We start from the raw sequence: 24,790 nt of genomic DNA, 5'->3' as shown, positions 1-24,790 counted from the left end.
CCGCCGCCGAAAGGCTCTTTCTTTTTGGCATCAAAAAGAAACAAAAAATGCCGGCTGAAAATTTTTCTTTAGAGGTCAGTGGTCTGGCCGGGTCAGCAGAATCCGAAAAATTTGTTAGGCCGGATTTAAGTGGAACGGGGATACAGTACTGTGGCCTAGCTTGGTGGAAATGTATAGTGCCGCAAATATCTTATTAGTAAGCCAATTGCAAAATAACGTCAATGGTAGCGGAGTCGAAGGAACTTTACTACGCAATTTACTTAACGCTATCATTTTTATTCGGTATTTGCAACATAAATTGTTTGGAGCTTTTTGGAGCGCAATGCCTGTAATGTATAGGAGAGGTTCCGTCCTGCTGTACGTTGCTCCCGAAGAAACCTGTGAAACAAGCAAGCACACAATAAAAAAGTAAAAACTAGTGCTTAAATCGGGATCTACAGCCATCAGGACTATTTAACAAAGGCTTGTGTTAAGAAACTTTTAATCGTTCTCGTTTACAACGAGGATGGATGAGAAATGCGATTGTATCGCCATCAATGTATGCCTCTTGGGAATCTAATGCCTTAAGCTTTTCGTCTGAAGGCCAAAGACTACCCTTTTAATTTTCAGTCTGTCAATGGTTGGTCGAAAAGGACTTTATTCATCTACCATATATGAAATTTAAGGCCATATGAGCTTATTGTCCTTACATGTCTTACCTGGTAAAATAACAACGCTATATTCGAAAAAGACCTTGAACAGCATTCAAAAACTACCTTCGAAGACCAATTTGATGTTTATAAGTACAAAAAGGTAGTAGCGAACTCCCAACGTCGAACTTCCGTGTTTTTGTGCTTCCGTGGCAAGGTTTTCTAGTGTTTGGTGGTAACCAAACCGCGTAAAGGATTTAATATATACATTGAATAGTAATTCTATGATTGGGCAGATTCTTCACTGCGTTCAGAATGACAGCCATTTTCAAAATAATACTAAACTGCATCATCTTTAAACCTTCTAATAGCGAGATAAAAAAACGTAATGGAATATAAACCAGCTAACAATCCCGCACATACAGCAGATGGAGTGATCCCGAAATCGTGATTTTTAGGGAAAGAGAAGTGCAGTGCAAGCATCAAGGCAAATACAGCCAAAATACTATACAAGCCATTTAATCCTGCTTTTTTCAATATAAAAGGATAGCCCGTAATTTTTTCGTCTATCTTATAATTTATAGCACCCGAATGCTGCAGTTCTTTTATTTTCTTCAAAATATCAAGGGTAATCATAAACGGTAGCAATAACGACATCGGCAATAAAAACCTGGCCAGATTTTGCTCACCACTAAATAAATGCACCGAATTTTGCGCTTTAAAAGCAAAATATGGCACTACAGTATTCAATACCGTGTTTGGGATAAGGTGTATCAGCAGGTTTTTGCGCACAAACTTTCGCCAGTTCAACACTTTTGCCTGCTCATCGTATTCCAATTTATCAGACATTGACCAATTCGTTTAAATTTTCCTTAATCAGTTCCATTACCCTGTCTTTGATCTGCCAGGCTTCAAATTCCCGAAGGAATGATTCGTTTGACATAAAAGAGAAATCCAGCTGTCCGTTAAAAGTACTGCATACTAATGTATTGGCGTTTTTCCATGGGAAAGCAACCGTAGGACTATAAATGGTTTCAATAGAAAAATGCTGATAATCCTTCGGGATGTTTAAAAGCCCCATGTTGCTGAGCGTCACATCGTGCGTGCCTTTTGTTGTTTTCAAAAAACCAATCATTTTATTTACTGATGAATGGAAATACTCGCTCATGCTCAACAGATCATAAACTTTCATTTCTGCTATTTTTGCTTCCAGAGCAGTTTTTAAGGTTCGGGTTTTTGTCCAGAAATCGTTCTCTGCCTGATCGAGTTTTAATTCTACAATAGGCGCAAAGGCAAACATGGTATCTTGTTTTATGGCTTCTACAAACCGCCTGATATCAACTGGGCAGATCACTTTACCATGGGACTTGGTGCCCTGTACATGTTTAAAGGCCTCCATAAATGCCACACAGATTGCAGCATGAACAGTTGTATTTTCTTCCTTACACTTAACCAATAGTTGTTTAGTATCTTCTGCGATGATTTTCCAATGAACAGCGTAATTGCTCCTGTCTATGTTATTGTTCGAAGTAGCTTTAAAAAAGAAAAATAACCGGCCAAGCGCTGCAAAAATTTTTCCTTTAAAATGACCTGCCTTACTAATTACAAAATCTTCTGGTAACAGGTCGCGAACAGAAAGAAATGAAGGATATGGAGCCAGATCTTGCTCAGGATTATCAATCAAAGTCATCAGCTCCCGCATTAAATTTAAAATGGTAGTTCCATCGCAAATGCAGTGTGGGAGCACGAGCAAAAGGTCTGATTCGGTTTCGCCTTTTAACCAAACTAACCTGGCTAATGGCTCGTTTGTGGCATCAAAAAGTTTATACCACTCTATTTTTGATTGAGCCAACCAGCTTTGATCTGTTGGACGATCGGTAATCCTAACCGGTATTTTGCTGATATTTTCGTTCCGTACGAAATATGGTGTTTTGCCTGTAGCATCGATATTCATTTGCAGCAGTGGATGTTTCTGCTGGATTTTAAACAATGCCCTATGCAGATTTTCTGCGCTGAATTTACCTGAAATCCTGGCGCCAAAAACACAGTTTAATGGTGTTTTGCTATCTACATGCATTATTCTTTCTCCTAAAATTAATCTTCTTTTCATGCGGTTGCAGTTAAAATCTCGATCGGTTTTTCAACCTGTTCTTTAAGGATAGCTACTACTTTTTCTTTTATGGCTTCTGCCTCTACAAAAGGAACATAACCTTCGCTAGCCACAAAGGTAAAATCCATTTGATTGCGGTAAGTGGAAGCAATCATGGTAGTGGTGTTACCTAATGGCCCCATTACCGAAGGGCTGAATATGGTTTCTACCTCAAAGTTTTGATACTGGTACGGGATGTCGATTCTACCCAGGTTAGAAAACATACAATCATTACTCGATTTTCCATACTTTAAGAAATTAGTGAAGTTGTTTAATGCAGGGTGACAGGCTTCCATCATCATCATCAAGCTGTAAGGATTAAGTTTGGCCGATTTATCGTTAACATCTTTTTGTAAGGTCTTCACATTATCAATAAAGTCTTTTTCTGGCAGCAGGGAAAGTACAATCATTAATCCGAAAGCAAAAATGTGGTCTTTTTTAATAATCGGGTTAAAGTTTCGGATGTCAACCGGTAATGATATTTTGTTAAATGCTTTTTCTTTTCTTACCTCTTTAAAGGCCTTTAAAACAGCAGCACTCAACAAAGTGTTTACGGTGAACTGATTGGCTTTGCAAAACTGGATAACCTGTTTGGTAAGCTCCTGATCGAATTTCCATCGGAGCATAAAATCCTTTTTACGTTCTACCGCTACCTTTTTGATCGGGATGATCCAAAGTGCTAAAGTGGCAATTTTGCCGATTAATCCGTTTTTGGCCCTGTTGCGGTAGCTGTTTAATACCTTTTTCGGAATCACATCTTTTATATCCATAATTGGAATCTCTTTCCCAATATTGGCGTCGGGGTCATCCAAAAGCTGAAGTAATTCTGTTAAAATAGAAAGTGCCGAAGTGCCATCGCAAAGACAATGGTGATATACCATCAAAAATTCGGATACCTCTTTACCTTTAACCCATGTAATGCGGCAAAGTGGTGCAATTGAAGCATCAAAAACGGTTTTCCATTCATAGGTAGATTCCTCCTTCCAATGCTCATCGTTTAACCTGTCTACAATGCGAACGGGAATTCTAAAATTTTCGGTAAGATTGGTTACAAACCAAGGCCTTTTATCTTCATCAAAACGTATTGCGGCGGTTAACCAGGGGTGTTTTTTTTGGATTTTGAATAAGGCAAACCTTAAATCGTCTTCCTTAATTTCTCCCCTGATTTTGAAAGGTATAACAATGTTAAACGGGCTTTTTCCATCTCCGTATAACATCCTTTCGCCAAATAACAGTTTTCTTTTCATTTTTTAGTATTATTCTGAGTTGTCAACTTTCTAGTAAACTAGTTATGCAAGTTGACAACTCTTAAAGTTATGTTCATGCGTTCCGTCATGCTTGCGATTAGTTTAGTCGATTCGTCATGCTGTCCCGCAATTTCGGGATCAGCATCTTTCCAGCAAGATAGAACCTGAAATAAATTACCTTCGGTGAGCTCGCTAAGGCTCGGTTCAGGGTGACGATCGCACGGGAGGCGTCTTCTCGAGCGGAGTGCAACGCAGTCGAGAGATCTTTCTGGGTAGATCTCTCTCCCGACTTAATGTTGGGACTGTGCTTCAGGAGATGACGGACACTTTGCGATTTACTTCCAGAGTTGTCAACTTCTAGGCAAGGGGGCTATCAAAGTTGACAACTCTATGAACCTCAGCAAAATCTTCCAACAATTGCACCGCCTTATCGTTACCACCAGCTTCGATAAATGTTTCTCTTATTTTTTGTGCGGCCTGGCGGTATTTCGGGTTTTCTAAAAGTTCGAAAACGGTGTCTCTTAAATCACTGATACGTAATCTTTTGTAGCGGATGCTTACTCCACAACCTGCTTGCTCAATTAGTTTAGCAGTATGGAAATGATCGTAGGCAATAGGCGTAATCAACATTGGTAAACCATTTGTGAAGGTATCATTTACCGTATTAAAACCACCATGGCAGATTACCGCATCCATGTGCGGCATCAATTCCGATTGCGGAACAAAACCATTTACGATAAAATTATCAGGCCATTTTTCGAAAATATCAGGATTGGTTGCAGCAACAATAGTTACAGGTTGGTTTTCGAAAGCGGTAATCAGTTTCTGGAAAAATTCTTTACGAATATCAACCAGCAAAGTACCCAACGAAACAAAAACTTTAGGGGTGGTGGCTTTACTTAAACGTTCCCAATCAAAAGGGGCTAAATTTGGCCTCCCTTTTACCGGACCAACAAAATGCATGTGAGATGGTTTTTCTTCAAAACCTGCAAAAGCCTGTGAAGTGAAAACCATATTCAATTCATGCGAATGGATGTGGATGTCATCGCTATAAATGCCCACTTCTCTTTGTAAACCTTTAATTAAGTTTTGTTGCCATTCGAATATTTTGGGTGCACTGTTAGCCGTATCGCCCATCACATCGGGTGGTACCGGGGTAGTGGTAACAGATGCTATGCCTTTTAAATGTGCACTTAATGCACCAGCAAAGGTAATGCAGTCGTTAATAATTACATCGGGTTTCCAGGCATCAACAAAGTTGTTCAGCCCTTTCATCATCATTTTGGCAAAAGGAACATAGGTTTCTTCAAGGGCAAGTTTCATTACCTCCGGACCAGAACAGGCAGGGCCATCATCCTGACGTTTTAAAATACGTTGTATTTCATCAGCATACTCTGCCAGGTCTTCTTCAGGGTAAATAAATTCGCCACCTTCAGGTAAGTGTACCTTTGCAAGTGGAGTAATACCCAGCCATTTTACTTCATGGCCGCGGGTCAATAAACTTGCACCAATGCTTAAAGTTGGGCTGATATGGCCAAAAAAAGGCGGGACAACGAAAAGGAATTTTGACATAATGTATAATTTAACTGATGAATACGTTTGAGGTTTTGTTGCTTAAAGCTTCCAATAAATCGGCGGCACTTTCTGTTCCGCCGGCTTCGATAAAGGATTGTTTAATTTGTTCTGCTGCTATTTTATAACTGTCGTTCTGCAGCACTTTGTGTACCGCTTCTTTAAGGTGATTAGCTTTAAAACGGTTAAAGTTTAAACGTTCTCCTGCACCAACCCTGAAAACACGTCCGGCCACGTGGCTTTGATCGTATGCTATTGGAATAACCACCATTGGCAGGCCATTCATCAAGGTTTCGCAAACGGTATTGTGTCCGCCATGGCAAACAACAGCATCAAGGTGTGGTAAAAGTTCTAATTGTGGTACCTGACGCTGCACCGTAAAATTGGCTGGCCATTCCTCAAATAAAGCAGGGTCTGAAACCACAACTACATGTAAGTCTTCATTAGCGAAAGCCTCTATTACCTTGGCAAAAAAGGCTTTTTTATGGTCATGATCGAAGGTGGTACCAATGCTGACCAGTATTTTTGGTTTGCTGGTATGAAATGCTTCCCAGTGGAAAGGAATTGTAGTTTTGCGGCGGTTAAAAACGGGGCCTACAAATTTAAAATGCTCGGGTAAATCCATCTCCCCAAAAAAATCTCTGGAGGTAAATACCAAAGTGGCAAGATCAGAGCAGGCAATAGAATCTTCGGTATTTATGCCGAATTCTTTCTGCAGGGCTACAATCTGATTTACTTCCCACTCATGCACTTTGGGCAGCTCGTCCATTACTTTTATGGCTGCAGGTGCGGTAACAGATGTAACATAAGGATAATTTTTATTGCTTGCGGCAATTGCACCGGCAAACATCTGATGATCGGTTATCACCATATCGGGCTTGAACTGATCGAGTAAATCGGCAATACCATCATAACTGTGCCTGTTAAGCGGAATCAATACTTCCTCGTACAGAAATTTGATGCTATCGATACCGTAAACAATCTTTTTGGTGATGATATCGAGGTATTTTTCTGAATCTTTTTTCTGTTGGTCGTTTTGGTTATAACTGATCAACAGCAACTCGCCTCCGGCAGGAAGTTTATCCCCTAATGATTCATCTAAAGTAATCCATCCTACACGGTGGCCTCTTTCAATCAAGGCAGTACCCATACTTAGCGTAGGGTTAATGTGGCCAGTTAGCGGAGGAACAACAAATACAAATTTTGCCATGTGTGTTAATTTTATATTTCCTGAAAGAAGTTTAACAATGCTTCGGCGATTACCAATGGTTGTTGTATCGGGATATTATGATCTCCCGGTACGGCGATTAACGAGACATTTTTAATCATTCCGTCTAAATGTTTACCTGCGTTAAGGCAATTGGAATCGGTGCCATACAGCAATAGGGTAGACTTGTTTATGGTTTCGATTGCAGGGCTGCCAAAAAAATCTTTTTCGAGTTTCATGTCGGTTTTAATCGAGGTTTGATAAAAAAGATATTCGTACATGCGGTGGTTGCGCTCCATCTGCCTTTTACCCATTTTTACTTTTGTGGTATCAGTAAAATTTTCAACGTAATGTTCTAAAAATTCACGGCTGTACTCATCAATAATTCCCCTTGTTTTATCGTCATTCGGATCTGGTGCTTCAATTATTGCCAGTTTGTTAATGCGTCCTGGAAAGCGGATGGCCATTTTTAAAGCAATCAATCCACCGAAACTATAACCACCTAAATGCACTTTTTGAAGGTTTAAAACCTCCATTAATGCAAACAGATCATTGGTCATGTTCTCCAGATCGTATCCCTCCAAAGCCTTTTCGCTCATGCCATGACTTTTTAAGTCATATAGTACCACATGATATTTTGTGGCCAAGAGCGGTGCGATATTAAAATAATAGACAGACAGGTTGCTAAACATTCCATGAACGAGGACGATGGTTTCAACAGCCCCTTTGTTGAGCTCCTGAATGTGAACCGATTTGCCGTTTACTGTTATGATTGGCATTCTTCGATATAAGAGATGATCATGCCTAAGTTTAAGTTGATCAGCTGATCTAAATCCATTGATGATAACCAGCCCGTAAAATCGATTTGTTCGCCAAAATGCGCTTTGATTTTTTCGGAAAAAGATACAATTTCGATGCTGTCCATTTCCAGATCTTTGGTGAAAGAACTTTCAGGGGTGATATCCATTTCTTCAACAAATTCTTCGCCGATTACTTCGGTGATAAATTGTTTCATGAGGTTGAAGATTTCTTCGCTGCTTAATTTTGTAGTTGTAGTGTCCATCCGATGATATAGTTTTTATGTTTGATTGTTTTGATTGTGATGTTATTGATGCATAGTTCTTCACCATTGATTACTTCAACGGTATAGGCTTTGGGATTGCCCTGTAAACCTTTGCCCAGGTATTTTCCATAAGCTTCTTTGGCTACCCAAAAGCGGGTCGCCCATTCTATTTTGTCGCGGCTTTCGAGCAAGGTCATTTCGTGATCGTTAAATACAAGATCGAAAAAGCCTGCACTTCGCTCTTCAATATGTTCGATATCGATACCAACAGGTTCGTTAAATCTCGCAATTCCAACAGCATCGGTACCTTTATGTGCAATCGAGATATTGATGTTATCTGTTAAACCACCTTTAACGTAAGGTTTGCGGAATTCATCCGAATAAATTTCGAAGGTGATGGGGTAACAGGCCTGGTTTTTCTGTGTATTCAATAAATTCCGAACGGCATCTTTCGCCGCCACCCGGCTGATCATCCAGGTTCTTCTTTTATTGGGTAAGAGGTTCTGATGATGCTTTTTCTCTGTTTGGTTGAAATACCTTTTCAGTATAAAATCCCATGATACCACACGCGAATAAGCATTGCCAAAAAGGAAAACACCTGGTGCCACTTCTTCCGATAAACGGTTGTGGAGTGGCGACATCGACACGTTCCAAAGCGGTTCGTCTATTTCCAAACGGCGGTTCTGCCATCCTGAAATGATAAGCCAGGTAATTCCATCTCTTTTCATTACGATATCTGCAGTGGCAAATTCGTCGTTTATTTCGGTAAGTACGCAGGTACATTCGAAAGTGCCTTTCTGATCGGCCATATCGCCAAAGAATTCGATTTCCTGAATTTTAACAGGGAAAGCAATCCTATCTTTTTCTAAGGTGAGCTGCAGCCATAAACCAAATAACTGGCCTGCATTATCAAGCAATGAACCTTTTCCGCCTGAGGCTTCGATGATGCCTGTTATTCCTTTTTCACCAACAGCGATCAGTTTTTTGATGCCCTGATAATCTGGTCCGTGGAACATGTGCGCATCGTAAATCTGTGCAGCAGTACGATCGATATCCAATAATTTTCCAATATCGAAAGTTCTGTTTGGAGCAGCATTTAACTGTACCGCCAGCTGCACTTCTGCATTAGCAAAACGCTCCAGATTAAGGTAGACGCTTTGCTCGTCTTTCCACTCACCAGTTACAGTTTCCTGGAAAGGTTTAACCACGTTCATCCATTGGAAAACCCGCATATTCATGATTTTTTGTACTTTCTCTTCCGGTGATTGCGCGTTGGCGATTTCGGCAAACACTTCAAAAATCATGGTCATTGGAATTACCGGATCCATATCTTCTACTGTTGGCCAGCCTTTTGGTTGCCTCAATAGGGAGTGATCAATCAGGTAAGGGCAATTCTCAAGGCTCACATCAAGTTTTTGGCTAAATGGTTGTCTTACTGGTTTTATTGGTTTGGCTGGCGCCCAGTTGCCCGGCTGATCGACTTGTAAAGCTGCATTTTCGAACAGTTCGATCATTTCGCTCTGCATATTGATCATTTCCATCACATTCTCATTAAAAGCCTGTAAAACCGGATGTTTAGCCTCAACAAAAGTTTTAGACGGTGTTGGTTGAACTTGCTTAATGGTTAAGCCTTTAAGTGTTTGTAGGTTATGGATAATCGGCGAACCCAGTTCGAGTTTAATGCCTTTATTTTTTTGCGGTGGGGTTGATTTGATATTGCCCAAATAATTAAGGCCAATTTCTTTTCCTTCAATAAAAAGTGCTGCCAAAACCCTTTGCAACTGGGTAATGCCCGAACGGATTGGTACATTGGCACTAATGGTGCTGATTTCTTTTCCTCTTAAAGTATCGTCGATAAAGCCAACTAAACCACCAGAACCCACCTGAATAAAAACACGTGCACCTTCTGCATATAACTTTTCGGTAAGCTCGCGGAAACGCACTGGTTTAATCAGGTGTTCGGCACTTAATTGACGGATGGCTTCAAAACCTTCGGGATAAGTTTCTAAAGTAGTAGCCGACCAAAGCGGTGTAGTGGTTTTTCGGAACTGCATATCCTGCATACCCTCGAGGATCAAACCCAGCTTATCGGCTACAAATGGAGAATGGAAACCCGATTGGAAAGGCAAAATCTGATGAAAAATCTGTTTTACCTTCAATATCGGAGCGAGTTCTTCAAGCGCTATTTTGCTGCCACAAAGGATGACCTGTTGTGGACAGTTATCGTTCGATAGGTATAAATCGGGTATACTTTCGATTATGGGTTGAAGTGTATCTAACCCGCAACCCACGGCGATGAAACGCGAATCTTTCAGTTCAAAAGTTTCGGGGTTAAGCACATTCAGTAAGTTCATTACCGAACTTTCTTCTGCCAGTTCTGAAGATCTTGCTGCAAGCCATTCGCCAAGGCTATGCCCTGCATTCATATCGGATTTAATGCCCAATTGTTTTAATGCCTGATCTAAAACACTGCTTTTATTAAGTATGTTCAGGGCCTCGCTTAAAAGACCGTCCTGTTTTTCGTTTTCATCAATATGAATGTTGAAATAATCGGCTACCGATTTGATTTCGCCACCTGCAAGACCATCTAAGCCAGGGAATACGAATGCTATTTTTCCATCGTTCGCCAATAGTGGTGCATTGGTGTACCAGATGTCCTGTTTATTTCTCCACGGAGAATTTTTAGCTACAATTTTTAAAGCTTTTTTGATCCTTTCGGGACTTGGATTAAATAACACTAAACGGAAATTTCCATTCCCAATGTTATAATCTCCATTTTCGAGCGATTCGATCAAAGCTTCATGACTTGGTCTTGCGATGACCAATACTTCATCTTTTTTAGGCGTTTCATAAGCAGTTAATACTACATGGGCATTTATTCCACCAAAACCGAATGCATTTACAGCTGCCAGTTTTGGCAAACCCGATTGGTTCCAGTCTATCGCTTTTTGCACGGCAGAAAAACGGGTTTCGGCCAGTTGTGTTACAGGTTCATCACAATGTAAAGTAGGAGGTATGATACCATGATACAAAGCCAGACTCGACTTAATTAAACCTGCAATACCTGCTGCGGGCATGGCATGGCCGATATTCGATTTTACAGAACCGATACCTGCTTTTGGCAGATCGGCATCCTGGCCGAAAAACTGTTTTAAGGTTTCAACCTCAGTTTTATCACCAAGTGGAGTACCTGTTCCGTGGGCTTCTAAATAGCCAATATTTTTACTTTCCAGTTCTGCGTTTTTCCAGGCTTCGGTAATGGCTTTTAGCTGGCCTTTAACCGATGGACTCATTACGCTGGTTCCGCTGCCATCGCTACTGATGCCCACGCCTTTAATTACTGAATAAATTTTATCCTGATCCCGTATGGCATCTTCGAGGCGTTTGAGTACAACAAAACCACAACCTTCGCCAATAATCAATCCATCGGCATTTTGATCGAAAGGTTTTATTTTTTCCTGTTTGGATAAAGCACCCAGTTGAGAGAATATGCTCCAAAAAGCAGCATTCTGACCTAAATGTACCCCGCCTGCAATAATCATATCGCAACGGCCACTATTCAGTTCCTGCACGCCATGATCAACCGCGATAAGCGAACTGGCACAGGCAGCATCCAAAGTAAAAGCCAAACCGCCTAAGTTAAGGCGATTGGCTACTAGTGAGGCCACTAAATTAGGGATCAATCCCATTGCGGTATCGGCACTGAAACGGCCTTTGCGCAATTGGAATTCGTGTTTTACCTTTTCAATCTCTGCATCAGTAAGTTGTGGCATTAAGTCTTTTAATACACTCGAAATTTGTTCGCCAGTTCTTACAATTTCGATGGCGCGGGTTGCCCCAGGTCCCACATAATTGCCTTTGCCAATAATGATCCCAGTTTTATCAAGGGAATATTTTTTTTCGAATACTGATGCATCCTCTAATGCCTGGTGAACCAGATCTAAGGTTAACAGATGATCGGGTTCGGTACCTTCAACAGCTAGTGGTAAAATTCCGAAGCGCTGTGGGTCGAATTGATGATCGGGAATAAAACCGCCACGGTTACAATAAAAGCGATCTACCCCGCTAACTGCTTTGTCGAAATGCACAGGATCAATCCGATCAGCCGGAACCTCTTGTGTAGAATCTACGCGGTTGATAATATTCTCCCAAAAGGCCTGCATATCTTTCGCACCCGGAAAAATGCATGACATTCCAATAATTGCTACGTCGCTTTTCTTCATCTGCTTTTTGGTTACGCGATTTTCTATGTCCAGGTGTTTCCAGCCATGATTAATACCTGGCTTTCTTTACCATATTTAAGTTCGTTTAAGAAAGTTTCCATTCCATCCTGTAAAGGGATCAATGCAATTCCCCTACGTTGGTATTCTTTTTCTAATGTTGGCGAAACCATACCTGCGCCTTTCCACGGTCCCCAGTTAATGGCCATTACCTTGCCTTGAATTTTCTGTTTTAAGGCCCAGGCATATTTATCCATTACACTGTTTGCTGCTGCATAATCGGTTTGCCCGCGGTTTCCATAAACAGAAGCAATGCTTGAGAAAAGAATTACAAATTGGGTTTCTGGTCTTAACTGCTCAGCCAATACCCTTAATGGGGTTACTTTGGTATCGAAAACACGTCCGAAAGATTCAGGAGTTTTACTATGGAACAATTTATCTTCCAATAAACCTGCACCATGTACCACGCCATCTATGCGGCCATAATCTTCGTAAACCTGATTGATCAAACGGGTTAGCGCTTCTTCATCTTTAAGGTCTAACGATTCGTAAACTACCGTCGATCCACCTTCTTCTAAAGTTGCAATGCAGCGTAAAATCTGGTTGTTTTTGTAAATTCTATTGGTTTCCTGTTCTATTTCGGCAGGTTTTTTAATTTCGCCCTGTTTAATTAGGTACTGCCTGATCTCATCTTTGGTTTTTAACGAAGAACTGGCTTCATTTGCGGAGGCGATGGGATTTGCAGAACGGCCTACTAAAATGTACCTGCAAGGGTAATCTTTCGCAAAATGGATCATCAGTTCGGCTGTAATGCCTTGTGCGCCACCTAAAACCATTACTACGGCATCTTTATCTAAATGGATATGCGCATCAGTTTCTGTACTCAATTGATGCGGCACAAGTTCCATAATGTGTCTTTTATGGTCGTTGTAAATGATCTCCGAAGGTTTATCCGGATTCAGGATTTCGTTTAAGGTGATATTCGTGATTTCATCTGGCGACATTTTGGTTTCGAGACTGATAAAACGGCATTTGGTATGCTCGTATTCGCGGTCTAAACTTTTAAAGAAGCCCGAATAACCCTGATAATTTCTCAGGAAAGAAATATCAGATTGATCATTAAAATATTGTTTGGTATCCGCAATCAGATACACCCATTTTACGGTATCAAAATTTAGTTTTTTAATCGTTGCGAAATGATCGAGAATGCCTACTTTTTGCTGTGCTTCGAACATGTTCAAAATGATGAGGCCCTGATAGCCATCCAATGAGTCTTCAAAACTTACCAGATCGGCAATGGCACCATGTTTTTCGAGCACTTTCTTGATTTTGATCGCCTGTCCGCCACCATCATCGGTTAAGGCAAAACGCTGATCTTTTAAAATGGCTGCTTCGGTAATGGTCAATGCAGCAGGAGTTAGCTCAAATCTTAAACGGGATAATTTTTCTTTAACCGTTTGATCATCGATGCTCTCCTCAATAAGCTTTTTTGCTTCTGTAAGCACCTCCGAGCTTTCTGCTTCAACGTCGGCAATCCAATTAACCAGGGCATTTAAAGTTTTAATTGCAGCCAGTTTTTCCATTAAATCATCAGCCTGGTCGCCTTGTGAACCAAATCCGATTTTTTCTTTAAGCGAAGCGATAATTTCCATCCGTTTGATCGAATCGATACTTAAATCAGCTTCAAGATCTAAATCCATGCCCAGCATTTCTTTTGGATAACCGGTTTTTTCGCTCACCACATCAAGAATGGCCGATTTTAGCTGATCCAATGAAAATTTTGCAGGTTCAGCCTCGCTTGTTGCTACTGCTATCGGAGCAGGTGCACTAACCGCTTTTGGCTGTTCGGTGTTTTCTGCAAGCCAGTTTACAAGGCTACTTAAGGTTTTAAGTCCGGCAAGCTGTTCCATAATTTTATCTTCCGGAAGGTTTAATTGAGAGAAACCACCCAGTTCGGTACGTAAAGCACCGATAATTTCTACACGTTTGATCGAATCGATACTTAAATCGGCTTCCAGATCCATTTCCATGCCCAGCATTTCTTGGGGATAGCCAGTTTTATCGCTTACTAGCTGCAAAAGCACCAGTTTTAAATCTTTTTGTGCAACCACGGGTGTTATTGCTTCGATGGTTTGTGTTTGTGGCACTTCCTGCTTTACCGTGATCTGATTTTCGATACGGACAGGTTGAGGTGCCTGGTATGATGTTAAAGGTTGATTAATGATTTGCGAAGGCATTGCGGGAGCCTGCCCTAAAAAGGAAAGCATCACATCGCGTTGTGCCTGAATCAGCATTTTCATGCTGTGCAGATACTCCTGCATCATTAAGTCTTTGGCAGAGCCATTAACCTGTTGATTTTCAGTTGGTGTAGAGATGTTATTCATAAGGATAATCGGTTTAGTAATAGGGGATGCGCCATTGGCCGGAAGTTTACCCGTTGATGGAACAGCGTGTTGACCGTTCACATACCAGATAGCGGGACTTTTTTTATAAATTGAAGGTTCATCCAATTTGATGCTTTTAACAGAACGGCCTTCAAATAATTTTTCGAGTTTGATTTCGCGACCAGTAGCCATATAACCAGCCAGTGTGCCCAGCAGATTGCTGAGTTTATTCTGACCTTGATCTTCGGTGTGTAAAATCACTTCGTCTTTACCAATGCAAGCTTTGGTTAAGCCACTTAGCACCTTGCCAGGGCCAACTTCTACGAAAACCCTGGCGCCGGCTGCATACATATCCCTAAGCTCATCAACAAAAAGGACAGGTTTTATTAAATGGTCGGTCAAACGTTCTTTTATAGCGGCAGCTTCAGTTGGGTATTCTTTTGCTGTCGTGTTAGACCATACCGGAATTTTTAGATCATTAAAGTTTACGCCAGAAAGTACTTGTTGGTAAAGCTGTTTCGATTTGGCCACCAAGGGACTATGGAAGGCACAGGCCACTTCAAGTGGACGGAAAGATATTTTGGCTTCTTTTAATACTGCGGCCAACTGGCCAATAGCTGCTGTACTACCAGCAATAACACATTGGGTTGGTGCATTAAAGTTTACCGGATAAACGTCTTTGATATCGCCAAGATATTGTGCAAGGTCTTCCTGTTTTGCGCTCACGGCGAGCATAGTGCCCGGATCGCCGTTTTCTACTGCATTTAAAATAGATTTTGCTCTTTCTGCACTCAGGTGAACCAGGGCTTCTTCTTCAAAAGCACCGGCAAAACAAAGTGCAGGCAATTCGCCATAACTGTGGCCCGCAACCATATCAGGCATAATGCCCAATGATTTTAAGAAGTTAGCGATTGCAAGATCAACAATACCCAATAGCGGTTGTGCCATGCGGGTATCTTTTATGCGTTCTTTTTGTGCTTTCGCATCACCCTCGTTAAACACGGTGTTTGGGAACAGGATTTTTTCGTATTCAGGATAAGCTTTCAGCAGTTTTCTCATTTCAGGAAAAACCACAAAAAGATCCCTTGCCATGTTTACCCTTTGGCTGCCTTGCCCCGGGAACATAAAAGCAACCTTGCCATCCTGTTTTTGGGTGAGGTAGGTATCTTTGCTTTCTACACCAGATAAAACAAGGTCGATTTTCATTACCAGATCTTCTGGGTGATTGGCAACAATGCTCAATTGAACAGGTTTGGTATCAGCAGTTGCTAAACTATAGGCAATATCTTTCAGTTCAATCTGATCGTTCAGTTCTAAGAGATTTTTTACCGAAATCACCCGCTTTTTAGCTTCCTCATAAGTATCGCCCCTGAAAACAAACAGTTCTGATGGCCACGATTTTAAGATCGAATTTTTATTTTCGGTATTCTGAGCACTTTCCAATACGGCATGGAAATTTGTTCCCCCAAAACCAAAGGCGCTAACGCCAGCATATCTTTTTTCTTCCATCCATAAACCAGCTTCGGTATGAAAAGCGAATGGACTTGTTTGGGCGTTATAGAAACTATTTGGTGTTTTTAAATTGATGGTTGGTGGTTTAATACCATGGTAAACCGATAACGATGCTTTAATCAAACCTGCAATTCCGGCAGCACATTTGGTATGACCAATTTGCGTTTTTACAGAGCCTAAATGCGTTTGTCCGGCGGTTGCACCCGATTGATTGAGCATGTCGGTTAATGCGCTGATTTCAGTTTTATCACCAACCACTGTGCCCGTACCATGTGCTTCTACCAGGCCAACCAGTGATGGCGTAATTCCAGCCTGGCTATAAGCCCTTTCTAAAGCATTTACCTGTCCGTTTTTACGTGGTGCCGTTAAACCAAGGCTTTTGCCGTCACTTGATCCACCTACACCTTTAATAATAGAATAAATCGTATCACCGTCGCGTAAAGCATCATCATATCGTTTTAATACGATCATGGCAATCCCTTCACCAAGGGCAATTCCATCTGCTTCGGCATCAAAAGTGGCACACCTCCCTTTTTTAGAAAGGGCATGTGTGCTCGAGAACATGAGGTAATCGTTAATGCCGTTGTGCAGATCTGCTCCACCGGCCAAAACCATATCCGATTTCTCTAAAAATAACTCCTGACAAGCCAAATCTATTGCTGCCAAAGATGAAGCACAGGCCGCATCAACCGTATAATTTCTACCGCCCAGGTTTAATCTGTTGGTGATCCTGCCCGAAATTACATTCGCTAAAATACCTGGGAAAGAATCTTCTGTTGTTTTTGGTAATACGGCATCTACTTCGGCTGGCATTTCGCCAAAAACCTGTTTGTAAAAACCTCTGAAACTATAGCTGTTGGCCAGATCGTTTCCACCTTCGGCACCAATAATTACCGAAACATTTTCGTTATCCACACCGCCATCGGCATAACCTGCATGCTGCATAGCCTGTTTGGCTATCATTAAGGTAAGCAGTTGTGTAGGCTCTATGGCCGCAAGCGACTGTGGTGGAATACCAAATTCTAAAGGGTCAAAATCTATCCTTGGAATAAAACCGCCCCATTTAGAGTGCGACATATCTCCTGCGGTAGAATCTGGATTATAATACAGCTCCTTGTTCCATCTTTCATCCGGTACTTCGGTTACTGAATCTTTGCCTAGAATGATATTGCGCCAGTATTCTTCGAGGTTTTTGGCCCCAGGGAAAATACAGGCCATACCCACAATGGCAACATCCAGTGCTTTGGCTTTATTTTCCGGAGGTGAAGAAAGTGTGGCGTCTAAAATATGTGTATAGTTATTGTCGGCTACATCTTGGTGAAGATCGAGCAATGACATCACTTCTTTATGCATAGGTGCAACCTGACCGATCATATACATGCCTAAGTCAGTTTGTTCAGTTTCGTCAATTTTTACCAGTTCATCTCCACGTCTTTCTATGCCTTTTGCGGCAATACGTAAACGGCCAACATTTAGCGTTTCAAGTTTGGCCCAGATTTCTTTTTTATCCATTCCCTCTGCCTGAAGTTTCTTTTTTTCTTCGTTAAAGAAAGTGGCAAATGGAGAATTTAAACACCTGGTTTCATGTCCTGGAGCGGTTTCAAGCAGTACGGTTTCGTTTGCCTGCATGGCTTCCTGTTGAAATTTATCTAAAATGGCGCCTGTGCTTACGGCTTCTTTGGTATATAAATAAGCGGTGCCCATTAATACACCGATTTTCATTCCTTTAGCCGCCAAAGGAGCTGTCATTACCGAAATGAATGCAGTAGAAAAAGCATCGTGAATACCACCTGCGAAGAAAACACTGATGCTTTCCGGATTTTCTTCTTTTAATAAACGTTCAATCTGTTTTTCCCATAATACCATGCTGGATAGGGGCCCAACGTGGCCACCACATTCGCGGCCTTCGAATACAAAACGTTTAGCCCCTTCTTTTAAAAACATATCTAAAAGAGAAGCAGAGGGTACATGGAGAAAAGTTTTGATCCCTGCTTTTTCGAAGGGTTTAGCCTGCGATGGCCTTCCACCTGCAATTAGTAAAACAGGAGGTTTTGCATTTAATATATATTCCTGTTGCTCATCTCTAAGCTCTTGTGGTGCAAAACCTAAAATACCTACGCCCCAGGTTTTTTCGCCAGCCAGTTTTTTAGTTTCTTCGATCAGGTTTTTTGCCGATGCCCCTTTTAGCAAGGATAACGCAATAAACGATAAAGCGCCAGCTTCCGAAACCGCATCTGCAAACGGCGCTACGTCACTTACCCTCGTCATTGGGCCCTGTGCAATAGGATAGGTGATGTTTAAATCTTTAGCAAGCGAGTTTTCCGCCTTTATTACATTGATGGCTTTGGCTTGTTTTAAATGGCCGTAAATGGCTTCTTTTATACCAAAAATCAACTTATCAAGCTTTTTATATTTGGTAACCAGATCTATCGATAAGGTAATATCCTGACCCATTGGAAGATAATTTGTTTCCAGATCGTAACCTTTGAAATGTTTTTGAAGACCGTTATAGTCTATATCTTCTGCCAATGCCGGCGAATTTGGACGGGCCAATACGCGGCAGTTATCAATCAGTTTGGTTTCTGTTCCACTTAATTTACCACAAACAGTTTTTAAATCTTCAGGAGCGGAACATTCTGGGAATAAGGAGAGTTGGCTATCTAAAATGATTCCTGCTGCACCCTGAGCCATTAAAGAGGCCGCTGTATGAATACCTACGCCCCCCTGAACCCAAACCGGAATAGCGGTAATTTCTTTAATAATCCGTTGAAAAAGTACAAATGAAGATTCGTATGCCACACGGCCAGCGCCTTCATTTCCTTTTACAATAATTCCATCGGCACCGTTTGCCTGGGCAGCCAATGCCGATTGGAGGTCATACACCTGAAGAATGATTTTTGCTGATGTTTTACATTTTAATGCAAAATCATAAGGTGCAATAATTAAACTTACCTCGGTAGGTAGATCGATGTTAACTAATGCAGCTGAATTAATGCTTACACCGAAATCATTGACACCTGATGCTAAAATTGATTGAAGCGCATTTTCGGCGTCAGCTACATGATGTCCAAGACTGAGAACCGGAAAGCAATCGGCTTTTTGTAGATTAGAAACCAATCTACTATCAGGGATTTCGAAGGGAGTTACTCCAATAATGGCGTATTTGTTCATGGCTTTAGATTTTTCTACTTCTTCTGTTTGATGGATGACTAAAAGCGAAACATAATGGTTCTTTATGCTTGCCGTAATACGCAATAACACAGCTTTTTAGGGCTACAATTAATGTGTATGATTAATTAGACTAATATACGACTTGGTTAAGTCAAATTGTTTTAAAAATTCATAAATGAATGAACTGAATAAGTGCTTGAAAAGTAAGTGCTCTTTTCATTTAAAAATGAATTTTATGAACAAAAATCTAGTTAATATTTTCAATTATGGTTCTTTATGTGATGTATTTAAATTTCAAATACAAAAAAAGACTATCCATATTGAGTTAGTATTAATAATGGGTTAATTTACAGATTTATTTTTATAATTGACTGATTTTATACGTTTTGTGTTGAAGTTTTATGCTTTTTTGATTGGAAATTATTGAATTTTTATTGATTTAAGCTCGTAAAATGGGGTTTTTGGTCTTATAGCTTAATATTTCTTAGGCTTAAAATTTTTTAATTAAAAATTGAAGAAATTTATATGGCGTTTTGAATCGTTTATCTTTGTAGTATTAATTAGTATTGATAATTGAATGTTTGTTGTTTTTTGTATTTGTAGACAACGCACTTTTATTAAAAAAATGCCTAAAATTTTAAATATGCTGTTCATTCTCATTTTAATTGGGAATTGTTTTTATATTCGTTAATAAATGTCAGGTAGACGTTTATTTAACCAAATTTACAGGAAAGCGATCATGATGGATTTAATCATCAAAGAGATCCTACGTCAAACCTTAAGTATATGAGCATTCAAAAGTTTATTAAGCCATTCATTTTTCTTGGTTTAATTGTCAATCTATCCCAGGCCCAGGAAAAAGTCAATTACAAATTTGATTTTGGTACCGGAAAGGTTGCTAAAGGTTATACACCAATTTTGCCAACTGATGTTTACGGTAAAGAAAAGGGTTATGGTTTCGATTTTGATTCGAAAGTTGAGGGGGTAGATTATGATGGGAAGAATTTTTTAACATCAGATCTGGTGAAAAGTGATAAACCTTTTTATTTTTCTGTAGCTGTTCCAGAGGGTAACTACAAAATGACAGTTACACTAGGCGATTCAAAAGGCCCTGCATTAAGCACAGTAAAAGCAGAATCAAGAAGGTTGATGCTAGAAAATGTAAAAACCACTGCTGGGCAATCGCTAACTAAAACTTTTATCGTAAATGTTAAAGATAAACATATTGCTGGCGGACAACTTGTTTCATTAAAACCACGCGAACTTACCAAACTCGATTGGGATGATAAACTGACTTTGGAATTTGACCATCAAACGGCACTACAGGCACTCGAAATCAGGAAGGTTGAAGATCAGGTTACCGTTTTCTTAGCCGGGAACTCGACGGTAGTAAACCAGGACGATGAGCCATGGGCATCGTGGGGGCAGATGATTCCCCGTTTTTTCAAACCTGGTGTTGCGATTGCCAATCATGCCGAATCTGGCTTAACACTGGGTTCATTTTTAGGGAGCAAAAGATTAACGAAGATTTTAAGTATTATGAAACCTGGCGATTACCTTTTTATTGAATTTGGACATAACGATCAAAAAGATAAAGGGCCCAACGATGGCGCTTATAAATTGTATACCGAAAGGTTAAAAATATTCATTTCGGAAGTGAAGAAAAAAGGAGGAATCCCTGTTGTGGTTACCTCAACCAGTAGAAGGTCTTTTGGCCCCGATGGAAAAATTGTAAACTCTCTTGGCGATTTTCCTGATGCTGCACGTAAGGTTGCTGCCGAAGAGAAAGTTGCTTTAATTGATCTGAATACCATGACATCGACTTTGTTTAATGCTTTGGGAGAAGAGCCTTCGAAAAAAGCCTTTGTTCATTATCCTGCTAACAGTTATCCTGGTCAGGATAAGGCATTGGCCGATAACACACACTTTAATCCTTATGGGGCTTATGAAATTGCGCAATGTATCATCTTAGGGATTAAAGAGCAGAAATTAGCAATTGCTAAATATCTGGTAGATGATCTGCCAAAATTTGATCCGGCAAAACCAGATAACCCTGCAGATTGGCACTGGCCAGAGAGCCCCAAAAGTAGTGTAGTTAAGCCAGATGGGAATTAAAAATGAGAGGTAATTTAATTTTAATATTAACTTTTATTTGCTTTTCTTGTTTCGGACAAAAAAAGCCAGTAATTGAAGTTTATCTGATTGGTGGACAGTCGAATGCAACTGGTCAAGGGTACTTGTCCAATATGGATCATTCGATGAAAGTTGATCGCAGGGTTTTGATTTATCATTCAGGAAAACCTCATCTTAATAGTAATTTTTTACCTGATCAATGGTTTCCATTACATGCTTCTTCAGAATCGCCCGACCGTTTTGGTCCGGAACTGGGTTTTGGATCACAATTACAAAATCTTCGTCCAAAAGCCCGTATAGCCATTGTAAAACATGCACATAGTGGTACCAATCTTTATAAACAATGGAATCCAGGGAAGGATCAAAAGGATAGAATAAACCAAGGTTTACAATATAAGATATTTATGAGTACGGTTAAATCTGGGCTGGATAGTTTAGTCAAACGTGGTTATCAACCTGTGATTAAGGGAATGTTGTGGCAGCAGGGCGAATCCGATGCTGATAAAGGAGAGGAAATAAGCAAGAGCTACGGTAAAAACTTGAAGCAATTCATTATTCGGGTCAGACAGGATTTAAAAACAGCCAATATGCTGTTTGTTTACGGGTATGTTTACCCACCACCTAATAAGAGTATATCAATAGATGAGGTTCGAAACGGACAGCGTGAAGTAGCATCGAATGCTAAAACGCCATTATCTGTCCGCAATGCTTATGTTATACTCACTGATGATCTTAGCCAAAGAGCGAGTGATAAAAATACGCGTTATCCAAAAGATTATATCCATTTTGGTACCAAGGGGACCTGGGAACTGGGATTAAGAATGGCCGAGGAGATAAATAAACATTTAAAATAGACAATCATTTAACAATGAAAAAAATAATTACCGTTGTATTGTTTACCGCCCTGTATGGAACTACTTTCGGACAGGCGAGTTTGCAGCCATTTAATTTATCGGAAGTCCGTTTGCTCGAAGGGCCGTTTAAGCAGGCTCAGGAAACTGACAAAAAATATATGCTTTCGCTTGATGCGGATAAGCTTTTGGCTCCTTATTTAAGGGAGGCGGGATTAAAGTCTAAAGCAGCATCTTACGGAAACTGGGAAAACACAGGTTTAGACGGGCACATTGGCGGACATTATTTGTCTGCTCTGGCTTTAATGTATGCTTCAACTGGTGATACAAAGGTTAAAGACCGAATGGAATACATGATTGCCGAATTGGATAAATGCCAGGTAAAAAATGGCGATGGCTATTTGGCAGGTATTCCAGGTGGAAAAGAAATCTGGAAGGAGATCAAAGCAGGCAACATCAAGTCGTCAAGTTTTTCACTGAATGGAAAATGGGTTCCTTTGTACAATATCCATAAAATTTATGCAGGGCTTTACGATGCTTATGCGGTTGCAGGTAATGTAAAAGCAAAGCAGATGCTCCTAAAACTCACCGATTGGTGTGTAGATCTGGTCTCGAATTTATCTGATCAGCAAGTACAAGAACTTCTAAAAAGCGAACATGGTGGGTTGAATGAAACTTTTGCGCATGTTTATGCAATAACGAGTAATCAAAAGTATCTTCAATTGGCGAAGCGGTTTTCAGATCGATCCATTCTAAATCCATTGCTGAAAAATACAGATGCGCTGAATGGTTTGCATGCAAATACGCAGATTCCAAAGGTAATTGGTTTTGAGCAGATCGCCTTGTTGGATAAAGACCCTTCCTGGGCAAATGCGGCTGCTTTCTTTTGGAAAACAGTAGTAGAGCATAGAACAGTGGCCATAGGTGGAAATAGTGTTAGAGAGCACTTTCATCCTGCCAATAACTTTTCTTCGATGACCGAATCGCGGGAAGGCCCTGAAACCTGCAATTCTTACAACATGTTGAAGCTCACTAAACAGCTATTTTTGGCCTCACCTTCGAACACCTTCCTTGATTATTATGAACGTACGCTTTACAATCATATCCTTTCTTCGCAGCGGCCAAAAGGTGGTTTTGTATATTTTACACCGATGCGGCCGGGGCATTACCGTACTTACTCGAGTCCACAGGAGAGTTTTTGGTGCTGTGTAGGCTCGGGATTGGAAAACCATGGTAAATATGGAGAGCTGATATATGCTCATGGCAAGAATGATGTGTATGTAAACCTTTTCATACCTTCTACCTTAAACTGGAAGGAAAAAGGTATTCAGCTTACACAACAAACACTTTTTCCTGATGCAGAAAATACCACAATCAAACTTCAGTTAAAGCACAAGCAACGTTTTGCCCTACGTCTTCGTCAGCCGGCTTGGGTGGAAAAGGGAAAAATGACTGTGCTCGTCAATGGGAAAAAAGTAACGGTTAAAAGCGAAACAAATGGGTATGCCAGTATCGATCGTGTTTGGGCTACGGGTGATGTGATTAACATTTCATTGCCAATGCACACCACCACTGAGTTTATGCCCGATGGTTCTGATTGGGTGGCCTTTCTTCGTGGCCCGGTTGTGCTCGCTGCAGCGATGGATACATTAAATCAACCTAATTTATTAGCTGATGGCAGTAGGATGGGGCATATTGCTTCAGGGCCATTATTCCCGATCAGCGATGCACCACTCGTTACAGGAGCTAAAAATACCTTAGCAAATGAAATTACTTTGATTGATAAAAACAGTTTAACTTTCAGTGCTCAAAATGCCATCTATCAGCCAAAATACAAATCTTTAAAACTGGTTCCTTTTTACACCCTGGCCGAAAAGCGCTATGTGGTTTATTTCCCTTACAGCAGCACAGAGGCATTGCCAGAACGTGCAAAGGCGATTAAGTTGGCTGAAGAAGAAAAGATGAAAACGGAACAGCGAACCGTCGATCTGATCAATACTGGAGAGCAGCAGCCAGAATCGGATCACAATTTTAAGGGTGAACAAACCGATAACGGAACGTATCAGGAAAGGCATTTTAGAAATGGGAAAGCATGGTTTAGTTATATGCTTAAAAACAGAGATTTATTGGCCACCAAGATGAGTTTAACTTATTACGGAAAAGAAAAGAATAAAAACTTTTCTATTTTGATTAATGGCGTTGTAATTGAAAATGTAAAGCTGGATGGAAACAAAGGTGATACTTTTTATACCCAGGAATACCTAATCCCCAAAGAACTATTAAAAGCAGGTTTAGAAGTAAAATTTGTTGCCGATCAGGGATCAGCTATTGCAAATATATATGAAGTGAGGTTGGTGAAATAGATAGCTGGCGTCATTTCGTCTTATTCCGTGGTCTGTGTCCTCACAGACCATCAACGTTATTCAACGCGATCGTCTTCCTGAACTTGTTTGAGGAACTATGAGGAAGGTTTTTGAAATGGATATGTATAGACTATAATGCTGACCTGTAGCGAAGCGGAAAGCTAAGCAGTAAAACAAGTCAGCATGATGCGTAGAGGGGGTTTATCATAGTAGTCTATGAGACACAGACTACGGGGATTACCCAAGGCGGTCGTCTTCCTGAACTTGTTTCAGGATCTATGAGGAAGGT

Annotated in this window: 12 protein-coding genes; 3 read left to right on the top strand and 9 right to left on the bottom strand. The window is 40.6% G+C overall.

Annotated features, from left to right (window positions below):
* Window positions 1–968: 968 nt before the first annotated feature.
* The 9 genes from EYS08_RS20255 to EYS08_RS20215 form a co-directional block, all read right to left on the bottom strand.
* Window positions 969–1,478, bottom strand: coding sequence for a hypothetical protein (locus EYS08_RS20255; protein ID WP_131031822.1), 510 nt, complete (start codon window positions 1,476–1,478; stop codon window positions 969–971).
* Window positions 1,471–2,739: a hypothetical protein gene (locus EYS08_RS20250; RefSeq protein ID WP_131031821.1), complete on the bottom strand. Its 1,269-nt coding sequence runs from the start codon at window positions 2,737–2,739 to the stop codon at window positions 1,471–1,473. Before EYS08_RS20250 ends, EYS08_RS20255 begins: the two co-directional genes overlap by 8 nt.
* The gene (locus EYS08_RS20245; protein ID WP_131031820.1) at window positions 2,736–4,025 is read right to left on the bottom strand and encodes a condensation domain-containing protein; all 1,290 of its coding nucleotides are present in this window, start codon (window positions 4,023–4,025) and stop codon (window positions 2,736–2,738) included. The genes EYS08_RS20250 and EYS08_RS20245 overlap by 4 nt, the downstream gene beginning before the upstream one ends.
* Before the next feature lie 357 nt (window positions 4,026–4,382).
* Window positions 4,383–5,597 carry a glycosyltransferase gene (locus tag EYS08_RS20240; RefSeq protein ID WP_131031819.1) on the bottom strand — a complete coding sequence of 405 codons (1,215 nt, stop codon included), beginning with the start codon at window positions 5,595–5,597 and terminating at the stop codon, window positions 4,383–4,385.
* Between the two features lie 10 nt (window positions 5,598–5,607).
* On the bottom strand, window positions 5,608–6,807 hold the full coding sequence (locus EYS08_RS20235; protein ID WP_131031818.1) for a nucleotide disphospho-sugar-binding domain-containing protein: 1,200 nt from the start codon (window positions 6,805–6,807) through the stop codon (window positions 5,608–5,610).
* An 11-nt stretch (window positions 6,808–6,818) separates the two neighbouring features.
* Complete coding sequence (locus tag EYS08_RS20230; protein WP_131031817.1) at window positions 6,819–7,583, bottom strand: alpha/beta fold hydrolase; 765 nt, start codon at window positions 7,581–7,583, stop codon at window positions 6,819–6,821.
* Complete coding sequence (locus tag EYS08_RS20225; RefSeq protein ID WP_225876570.1) at window positions 7,571–7,819, bottom strand: phosphopantetheine-binding protein; 249 nt, start codon at window positions 7,817–7,819, stop codon at window positions 7,571–7,573. The genes EYS08_RS20230 and EYS08_RS20225 overlap by 13 nt, the downstream gene beginning before the upstream one ends.
* 23 nt (window positions 7,820–7,842) lie before the next feature.
* Complete coding sequence (locus EYS08_RS20220; RefSeq protein ID WP_131031815.1) at window positions 7,843–12,090, bottom strand: type I polyketide synthase; 4,248 nt, start codon at window positions 12,088–12,090, stop codon at window positions 7,843–7,845.
* A 23-nt stretch (window positions 12,091–12,113) separates the two neighbouring features.
* Entirely contained in the window at window positions 12,114–19,238 is a 7,125-nt protein-coding gene (locus tag EYS08_RS20215; protein WP_244216005.1) for a type I polyketide synthase, read from the bottom strand.
* A 702-nt stretch (window positions 19,239–19,940) separates the two neighbouring features.
* On the opposite strand from EYS08_RS20215, the gene EYS08_RS20210 reads away from it, so the two are divergent.
* The 3 genes from EYS08_RS20210 to EYS08_RS20200 are packed head-to-tail and all read left to right on the top strand — an operon-like array spanning window position 19,941 to window position 24,501.
* On the top strand, window positions 19,941–21,269 hold the full coding sequence (locus EYS08_RS20210) for a rhamnogalacturonan acetylesterase (RefSeq protein WP_131031814.1): 1,329 nt from the start codon (window positions 19,941–19,943) through the stop codon (window positions 21,267–21,269).
* A gap of 2 nt (window positions 21,270–21,271) precedes the next feature.
* Complete coding sequence (locus EYS08_RS20205) at window positions 21,272–22,141, top strand: sialate O-acetylesterase (protein ID WP_131031813.1); 870 nt, start codon at window positions 21,272–21,274, stop codon at window positions 22,139–22,141.
* Window positions 22,142–22,155: 14 nt separating this feature from the next.
* The gene (locus tag EYS08_RS20200; protein ID WP_131031812.1) at window positions 22,156–24,501 is read left to right on the top strand and encodes a glycoside hydrolase family 127 protein; all 2,346 of its coding nucleotides are present in this window, start codon (window positions 22,156–22,158) and stop codon (window positions 24,499–24,501) included.
* Window positions 24,502–24,790 lie beyond the last annotated feature (289 nt).

Source organism: Pedobacter kyonggii, assembly GCF_004310665.1.
Lineage (GTDB): Bacteria > Bacteroidota > Bacteroidia > Sphingobacteriales > Sphingobacteriaceae > Pedobacter > Pedobacter kyonggii.
The sequence above is the reverse complement of the archived record's forward strand: the minus strand, read 5'-3'. Positions and strand labels throughout refer to the sequence as shown.

What these genes read in the sequence shown, in the direction of transcription:
- EYS08_RS20255 (WP_131031822.1), bottom strand. Translation starts at nt 1,478, where the DNA reads ATGTCTGATAAATTGGAATACGATGAGCAGGCAAAAGTGTTGAACTGG.
- EYS08_RS20250 (WP_131031821.1), bottom strand. Translation starts at nt 2,739, where the DNA reads ATGAAAAGAAGATTAATTTTAGGAGAAAGAATAATGCATGTAGATAGC.
- EYS08_RS20245 (WP_131031820.1), bottom strand. Translation starts at nt 4,025, where the DNA reads ATGAAAAGAAAACTGTTATTTGGCGAAAGGATGTTATACGGAGATGGA.
- EYS08_RS20240 (WP_131031819.1), bottom strand. Translation starts at nt 5,597, where the DNA reads ATGTCAAAATTCCTTTTCGTTGTCCCGCCTTTTTTTGGCCATATCAGC.
- EYS08_RS20235 (WP_131031818.1), bottom strand. Translation starts at nt 6,807, where the DNA reads ATGGCAAAATTTGTATTTGTTGTTCCTCCGCTAACTGGCCACATTAAC.
- EYS08_RS20230 (WP_131031817.1), bottom strand. Translation starts at nt 7,583, where the DNA reads ATGCCAATCATAACAGTAAACGGCAAATCGGTTCACATTCAGGAGCTC.
- EYS08_RS20225 (WP_225876570.1), bottom strand. Translation starts at nt 7,819, where the DNA reads ATGAAACAATTTATCACCGAAGTAATCGGCGAAGAATTTGTTGAAGAA.
- EYS08_RS20220 (WP_131031815.1), bottom strand. Translation starts at nt 12,090, where the DNA reads ATGAAGAAAAGCGACGTAGCAATTATTGGAATGTCATGCATTTTTCCG.
- EYS08_RS20210 (WP_131031814.1), top strand. Translation starts at nt 19,941, where the DNA reads ATGAGCATTCAAAAGTTTATTAAGCCATTCATTTTTCTTGGTTTAATT.
- EYS08_RS20205 (WP_131031813.1), top strand. Translation starts at nt 21,272, where the DNA reads ATGAGAGGTAATTTAATTTTAATATTAACTTTTATTTGCTTTTCTTGT.
- EYS08_RS20200 (WP_131031812.1), top strand. Translation starts at nt 22,156, where the DNA reads ATGAAAAAAATAATTACCGTTGTATTGTTTACCGCCCTGTATGGAACT.